Annotated in this window: 4 protein-coding genes and 1 pseudogene; 3 read left to right on the top strand and 2 right to left on the bottom strand. The window is 63.2% G+C overall.

The genetic code is table 11. The features are described from left to right. The 3 genes and pseudogenes from WJU21_RS19235 to WJU21_RS19225 form a co-directional block, all read left to right on the top strand. A pseudogene (locus WJU21_RS19235) lies at window positions 1-310 on the top strand (TonB-dependent receptor); the annotation flags it as partial. 139 nt (window positions 311-449) lie between these two features. After that, window positions 450-2,582, top strand: coding sequence for a TonB-dependent receptor (locus WJU21_RS19230; protein ID WP_346325088.1), 2,133 nt, complete (start codon window positions 450-452; stop codon window positions 2,580-2,582). Then, the gene (locus WJU21_RS19225) at window positions 2,582-3,661 is read left to right on the top strand and encodes a PepSY-associated TM helix domain-containing protein (RefSeq protein ID WP_346325087.1); all 1,080 of its coding nucleotides are present in this window, start codon (window positions 2,582-2,584) and stop codon (window positions 3,659-3,661) included. The genes WJU21_RS19230 and WJU21_RS19225 overlap by 1 nt, the downstream gene beginning before the upstream one ends. A gap of 510 nt (window positions 3,662-4,171) precedes the next feature. Here WJU21_RS19225 and WJU21_RS19220 read toward each other — a convergent pair. Both WJU21_RS19220 and WJU21_RS19215 read right to left on the bottom strand, forming a co-directional pair. Continuing rightward, window positions 4,172-4,621 (bottom strand): hypothetical protein, encoded by a 450-nt coding sequence (locus WJU21_RS19220; RefSeq protein ID WP_346325086.1) that lies wholly within the window; start codon window positions 4,619-4,621, stop codon window positions 4,172-4,174. A 286-nt stretch (window positions 4,622-4,907) separates the two neighbouring features. Continuing rightward, on the bottom strand, window positions 4,908-7,205 hold the full coding sequence (locus WJU21_RS19215; RefSeq protein WP_346325085.1) for a CHASE3 domain-containing protein: 2,298 nt from the start codon (window positions 7,203-7,205) through the stop codon (window positions 4,908-4,910). Window positions 7,206-7,292 lie beyond the last annotated feature (87 nt).

Here is a 7,292-nt window from a genome sequence, read left to right as displayed (position 1 = left end):
CAATCGGCTCAACGCCTATATCCAGGGTCCTATCTTCGGGGGCCTCAGCGGGCGGGTACAGATGTCTCACCTGTTCGACCGGCATTTCGATGGCGGCCTACCGAAGCACGACTTCTCCGGATACACCTTGGTGGACGCCATGGTGTTCTACCAGACAGACAATCTGGGGCGCTTCACGCTCGCCGTCCAGAATCTGCTGAACAAGACCTACATCACGTATTTCTCGCAGACCGCGACCTTTGTAACCAACCGGGACTACGTGGCCGGCCGGGGCCGCGCGATCACTCTCCGGTGGCAGGGGAGCTTCTAGACCCGACGATCCGGCTGCCATGGCTTCCATTAGAGGCCATGGCAGCCGCCTCCGAAGCATGGTTGGTGCTATATTTGCTATTGATTGGCGTTTGCATGTTGATTAATAGGCTGGCGGTAAAGTTAATAAGGGACGGAAAATGCCCGCCACTCGCTCTATTCGTCATGCCCTCGCCGCATCTGCACTCCTGATCCCCGCCGCGGCCTTCGCGCAGGAACAATCGTCTACCGTCTCGCGTTGGGGGGACGAGGATACAATCATCGTCACCGCGGCGCGCACGGTGCTGCCGCCGAGCGCGCTGCCGTTGACCATCGATGTGATCGACGGGATCACGCTTGAGCAGCAGGTGTCGATCAGCGGCTCGATCGTCGATGCCGTGTCCGCACTGTCGCCTTCCTTTTCGCCGACCCGGCAGAAGCTTTCGGGCTCGGGCGAAACCCTGCGCGGACGCTCGCCGCTCTATGCCGTGAACGGAATCCCGCAGTCGACACCGATCCGTGACGGCGCGCGTGACGGCTATACCATCGACCCCTTCTTCATCGAGCGTGTTGAGCTGATCTACGGCTCAAACGCATTGCAGGGCATCGGCGCCACCGGCGGCGTCGTCAACCAGGTCACGGTCGGGCCGGCCAAGGAGGATGGCTTCTCCGGAAGGGTCCTGCTCCAGGGCACGGTGGACGGCAACCTCCACGGCGACGGGCTGGGCGGCAAGGTCGGCGCCCTCGCCTCCTGGCGCCAAGGCCGGTTCGACGCCACCTTCGGCGCGACGTACGAGGAACGCGGCGCTTTCTATGACGGGCATGGCAACCGAATCGGCGTCGACGGCACTCAGGGCGAGATCCAGGACTCCACGAGCTGGTCGGCATTCGCGCGGCTCGGCATGCAGATCGACGACACCGCCCGGCTCGACCTGATCGCCAATCGTTTCGAGCTTGCCGGCAACGGCGACTATGTGGTGGTGCCCGGCAATCGGGCGGCCGGCGTTCCCGCCACCAGCGTACGCGGCGACGCACCCGGCATCCCGCCGGAGAACCGGGTGGAAACCATCTTGCTGTCGTTCACCGACACGGACTTGGCCGGCGGCAACATGATTGCCCAGTTGTTCTACAACCGGTCCCGCGACCTGTTCGGCGGCGGCACATTCCCTACCTTCCAGGATGTCACCATCTCGCCGATGGGCACGCTGTTCGACCAGTCCGCCAACCAGTCGCGCAAATACGGCGCCAAGCTGAGCTACGAGCGGGAGATCGTTCCGGGGCTGCGCGGCACGCTGGGCTTCGATGCCCTGATCGACCGGACCGAGCAGTCCCTCGCGCTCACCGGCCGCGCCTGGGTGCCGCCCACCGAGTTCCGGAGTCTGGCGCCGTTCGCCCAGCTCAACCTGGCGTTGCTTGACGACAAGCTGCGCTTTTCGGGCGGCGTGCGCTGGGAGAACGTCAGGCTCAGCGTCGACGACTTCACCACGCTCGCCTTCTACGGATCCAGGGAGGTCGACGGCGGCGCGCCCTCGTTCGACGACGCGCTGATCAATGGTGGCGTGGTCGCCGAGCCTTGGCCGGGTATCCGCGCCTACGCGTCCTATGCCGAAGGCTATACCGTTGCGGACGTGGGCCGCATCCTGCGGTCCATCAACCAGGACGGCATCGACATCGACAACTTCCTGGACGTGAGTCCCGTTGTCTCCAACAACCGCGAGGTCGGCGTCGAGGTGAAGCGGGGCTGGGTCACTGCCGGCGCAAGCTATTTCTGGTCGTCGAGCAAGCGCGGCAGCCTGCTGGTCCTCAACGGCGGCGTCTACGACGTCGAGCGCCAGCGCGTCGCCATCCAGGGCCTGGAACTCAACGTGAAGGCAGAGACGCCGGTGCCGGGGCTTGACGTCTCTATCGGCTATGCTCATCTGACCGGCCGGACCGACAGCGATGGGGACGGTGAACTCGACATTGATGTCGACGGCGCGAACATCTCGCCGGACCGCGTCAACCTGACCGCCAGCTACCGCAGCGGGCGGTGGCGCGCTCTGGTGCAGGGCCAGTGGTACCTGGCGCGCGGCTTCGAGGGCGGCGACCCGCGCAACCAGTTCGAGGGCTACATGCTGATCGATGCCGCCGTGCGGTATGAGACCGGTTTCGGCGGCGTCTCGCTGAGCATCCAGAACCTGCTCGACAAGCAGTACATCACCTACAACTCCGACACCACCCGGCCGACCGACAATACGCGGTTCTTCGCGGGACGTGGCCGGACGATCACACTCGGCTGGGACTACCGGTTCTGATGCACACCCTCAGGTTCCTGCACCGCTGGCTGGGCGGCCTTTTGGGGCTGCTGCTTGGGGTGCTGGCCCTGTCGGGAACCCTGCTCCTCTACAAGGACGTCTGGTTGCGGGTGACCGTGCCGCACGCGGCGGACGCCCAGCGGAATGACGTGGCCACGGTCGCCAGCGCGGTCGAGCGTCTCGTTGCCGATCCGGCCTCCCGTCCATCCTCCATCATCCTCGCCACCGACGGCAACGGGTTGCACCGCCTCTACCATAAGGGTGACGGCGGCGCTTACACCAACCAGGCGGGTAGCTTGGTAACGGACTGGTCGTCGAGGTGGGAGCGGTGGGAGGTCTGGATGTTCGACCTCCATCACTATCTCCTCGCCGGCGAGACGGGAGAAACGGTCGCCGGCATTTCCGCGCTGGCGGGGCTGGGCTTCGTTGTCACCGGCGTCATCTTGTGGTGGCGCTCGCGGCGAAACTTCCGCCTGCCGATCTGGCCTAGGCCCATGTCCCGCTCCAACATCATCCGCCATCACCGGAATCTAGGAACGCTGCTGGCGCCGCTGCTGGTACTGTCGCTGCTGACGGGCGCCATGATGACGCTGCCGCCGGTCGCGGCGTTCCTGCTCTCGCCGCTATCCTCCAGGGAGGAGATGGACGCGGCGTCCGGCCCCCCCGGTGTCACGGGCGGCCCGCTGTCCCCTGCCCTCGACTGGCGGTCGATGCTGACGGCGGCGCGGGATCGGTTCCCCGATGCCGAGTTGCGGGTGGTCGGCCTGCCGCACAAGCCGGGCGATCTGATCCGGCTGCGCCTGCGGCAGCCTTGGGAATGGTTGCCCAACGGGCGCACCACCATCTGGTTCGATCCGGCCGACGGCCGAATCGTCGAGGCGCGGGACCCGGCGCGGCTGCCGGCGGGCTCGCGCGCCTTCGGCCTTGTCTACCCGCTGCACGCGGCTAAGGTGGGCGGCGCCGTCTATAAGGCGGTGATGACGGTAACCGGCCTAGGCCTGGCGCTGCTGGGCAGCCTGGCGGTCTACAGCTTCTGGCTGGCCAAGCTGGCCAACCATCAACGCGCCAGGGCGGCTTAGAAGGCTTCTTTGGGTTCGGTGTTAGTCCAAGATTAGGATCGCGTGAATGTGCTCGTGCAGCGTGGCACAGCATATTTCTTCAAGAAGCAGCCCAATCGGGCGCTCTCGGACTTGAATCAGGCCATTCGCGTCGATTCGAGCAGTCTTCAGGCCTACAAGTTGCGTGGTGCCATACACAGCGGATCAGGCTGGCGCGATCCGGCCGTGGAAGCGCTGGGCCAGGCTGTTCGCATCAATCCTCTTGATGTTGACGCCCGCGTCCTTCTCGGCACTGCTTACACTTACCTCGGCGATTATAAAAAGGCCGCCGATGCCTATCGCGAGGCTCTGCGGATGAAGCCCAACGATGCAAGCGCACAGTTCAATCTCGGCTTGGCGGAGCTTGCCCTGAATCGCGCGGAGGCGGCAGCGTCACAATTCAAGGAGGCACTTCGTCTGGACCCCAAAATGTCCGGGCAACCCGGCCGCATATCCTGGATTGGAGCATACGGCCGGGTTGGCTTGAGCGCGTTAGAATCTAATGATAATTGTTATCGTCAGCGGACAGCAGCTAGCCTCGATTGTAACCTTGACCCGGCTCTCGGAGGTTATCGGGCCGCCTCCCGTCTTGTCTTCAAGCACGATGGTCGCGCCTTCAAGTTGCTGGGGTGAAAAGCCGTTGCGCAGCAATATTCGCTTCGCCACGTCAACGTTCTTGGACCTCGTTGCTTTCGCCAGTTCCAGCGCATCCGGCGGCGGTGCGTTCAGTCTTGTCTGAGCCTGTTGGGCAGTCATTTGCGCCTTCTTCAGCGCCATGGGGTCGGCCGCAATCGCGCCGGCCTGACCCTGTGTCGGCTTCATAGGGTGCGTACCCATGGGCGACGCCGTGCGGTCTTGCTCTTGCGCAAACGTCGAACCGATGGACATCGTCCCGATCCCCATGGCGGCGACCGTGAACAAAAGCCTGAAGCTGTTCCTCATTTGGTGTTCCCCATTGTGCCTGGCTGGGGGATATCCCCAGCCAACGTGAAGCATACTCCCTTCCGGATGAACCTGCGCTCAACAACAGGAACCGGCGTCACAACCGTGGCGCCGATTTCTACACTCAGCGCGGCTTGCAATTGGTGCAACGGCCGAGGGCGTCTTGATCCCGCAGGCCTTTAGGATTGCGCCCGCCTCTCAACTGTCATATTTGACAGTTGAGTGGTTATCGCCGCTCACGGGGCGCACCTGCCGCGGAGTCCCCCTCCTGCACAGGTGCGCCCCTTTATGGCGCATCGAGAACCGACCGCACCTTTCTCGCCAGGTCCGTCTTGCGGAACGGTTTGTGCAGCAGTTGCGCGCCCGGGTCGAGCCTGCCCTGATGGACAATCGCATTCTCGGTATAGCCTGACGAGTAGAGCACTTTCACAAGCGGCCAAAGATGCCGGACAGCGGCAGCCAATGCATTGCCGTTCATGCCCCCGGGCAACACCACATCCGTGAGCAACAGGTCGAACGCATAGCCGCTTTCGATCTCACCGAGCAGCTGGGGCCCGGTGTCATAGGAACGGACCGTGTAGCCGAGCTCTCGCAGCGTCCTCTCTATGTAGTTTCGAACACCTGCATCGTCTTCCACGAGTGCAATGCGTTCCGTGCCACGAGGCGCAACCTCGGCCAACGCCGCTTGACGCTGCCCGGCGACGGCCCCGGCATCAGCCCTGGGAAGGTAGAGCTTGATGGTCGTACCCTCTCCGAGCTCGCTGTAGATCTTGATATGGCCGCCCGACTGCTTGACGAAGCCGTACACCATGCTCAGTCCAAGTCCGGTGCCCTTGCCGATCTCCTTGGTGGTGAAGAACGGCTCGAATGCCTTGTCGACGATCTCAGGCGGCATGCCGCAGCCGGTATCGCTAACCGCCAGGGCCACATACTGGCCGGGCACCACCTCTGAATTCTGGTCGGCATATTCCTGATCCAGCCGTGTATTGGATGTTTCAATCGTCAGCCGTCCACCCTCCGGCATGGCGTCACGCGCATTGATCGCCAGGTTGAGGATCGCATTCTCCAGTTGGCCCGGATCCACGAGCGCTTTCCACGCGGAAGGGCCCTTAACGATCTCGATTTGGACCGCGGCCCCCAAGGTCCGCTCCATGAGACTCTGAATGCCCGTCAGTTGCTGGTTCACATCGACGATCTGCGGCTCAAGAGCCTGCTTGCGCGAGAATGCGAGCAACCGGTGCGTCAGTTCGGCCGCCCGCACAGCGGCACCCTGCACCATCTCGGCCATCAATCGCAGGGGCGCATCCTCGCGCACTTCCTCGGCCAGTGATTCCGCGTTGCCGAGGATAACCGTGAGCAGGTTGTTGAAGTCATGCGCGATACCGCCGGTAAGCTGTCCGATCGCTTCGAGCTTCTCCGCCTGGCGCAGCCGCCGCTCCAGCGCCTGCCGTTCGGTGATATCATGCAGGATGGTCAAGACGGCGAGCTCGGAATCGTCAATGAAGGAGGCGGCAGTCGCTTCAACGTCAACGGTCCCGCCGTCAAGACGCGTAATGGTCTCGATCATGACGGGAACGGTGGCCCCCGGCGTGCTGAGCACCTTGAGCCGCTCGGCGACGACGGCGCGATCCGCTTTCTGAAAGAAATCGAACAGACTTCTCCCAAGCACCTCTTCGACGGTCGCCGCGCCAAACAGCCGCGCGCAGGCTTCATTAGCGTAAGCGAACTTGCCATCCTTGCGTACATACACGGCGTCTCGCATGTTGCCCAATATCGCCGCGAGAAACCGCTGGTTGCGCTCGATCTCGGCGGTACGAGCCTGCACGCGCTGATCGAGTTCGCCATTCAGTGTAAGAAGCGCGGCCTCGGCGGCGCGACGCCGCCGTGCCTCGAGGAGCATCATGTAGTAGATTCCGGCGATAACCAGCGTCCCCACCGCGAGGCCGACCAGGAAGACCAGAAGAGCTGTTTCGGCGTTGTCCTGAGCCCCTGCCTTCCTGAGTCGATAGAGCCGGGTCTCCTCGTCGATCATTGCAGCCGCCAGCACACGAATTTCGTTCATGACGGCCTTGCCCTCGTCGAGCCTCGCCGTGTCGAAGCCGACGCCAGGCTGCGAGCGTCGCAGATTGATGTTCCTGGCCGCAATGTCCAGACGCTGGTCGACGAGACCGTTCAGCTTGTCGAGACGCTGCTGTTGAGACGGATTACCCAGCGTCATCTGCCGTAGCTGCGACAGCGTATCCGGAACCTTGGCCAGCCCGGCCCGATAGGGCTCCAGGTAGTGGTCGGCACCGGTTATGATGTAGCCTCTTTGTCCCGTCTCGGCGTCCTTCAGCAGCGACAGCAGTAGCTCCGTCTGGTAGCGGACGTCCTGAGCGTGGTCAGCCATCTCATCGGCCTCGATGACAGAGCGGGCGCTGACATAGGCGAGGGCTCCCGCGCTCCAGATCACCAGGATCGACAGCCAGAAGGCAAAATGACGCAGCAGGCGTTGCCGTCGAGTGCCGTTCCTGGTTGGGTGAGCTTTGGACGGAGGTATTACCGTAACGGAGGACTTTCGAATATCAGGATCGATAAATTCCATCGCAATGCTCTCCGCCGTCTCCGCATAGACACGCAGCGTGGTCGATCAACATAAACCACTACGATATATTAAGCACGCACGCATTTA

Origin of the sequence: Emcibacter sp. SYSU 3D8 (assembly GCF_039655875.1) — a bacterium.
Lineage (GTDB): Bacteria > Pseudomonadota > Alphaproteobacteria > SMXS01 > SMXS01 > RI-34.
Note: the sequence above shows the minus strand (reverse complement) of the source record. Positions and strands in the feature narration are given on the sequence as shown.

Coding starts and splice junctions, on each gene's coding strand:
- WJU21_RS19230 (WP_346325088.1), top strand. CDS start 450: ATGCCCGCCACTCGCTCTATTCGTCATGCCCTCGCCGCATCTGCACTC.
- WJU21_RS19220 (WP_346325086.1), bottom strand. CDS start 4,621: ATGAGGAACAGCTTCAGGCTTTTGTTCACGGTCGCCGCCATGGGGATC.
- WJU21_RS19225 (WP_346325087.1), top strand. CDS start 2,582: ATGCACACCCTCAGGTTCCTGCACCGCTGGCTGGGCGGCCTTTTGGGG.
- WJU21_RS19215 (WP_346325085.1), bottom strand. CDS start 7,205: ATGGAATTTATCGATCCTGATATTCGAAAGTCCTCCGTTACGGTAATA.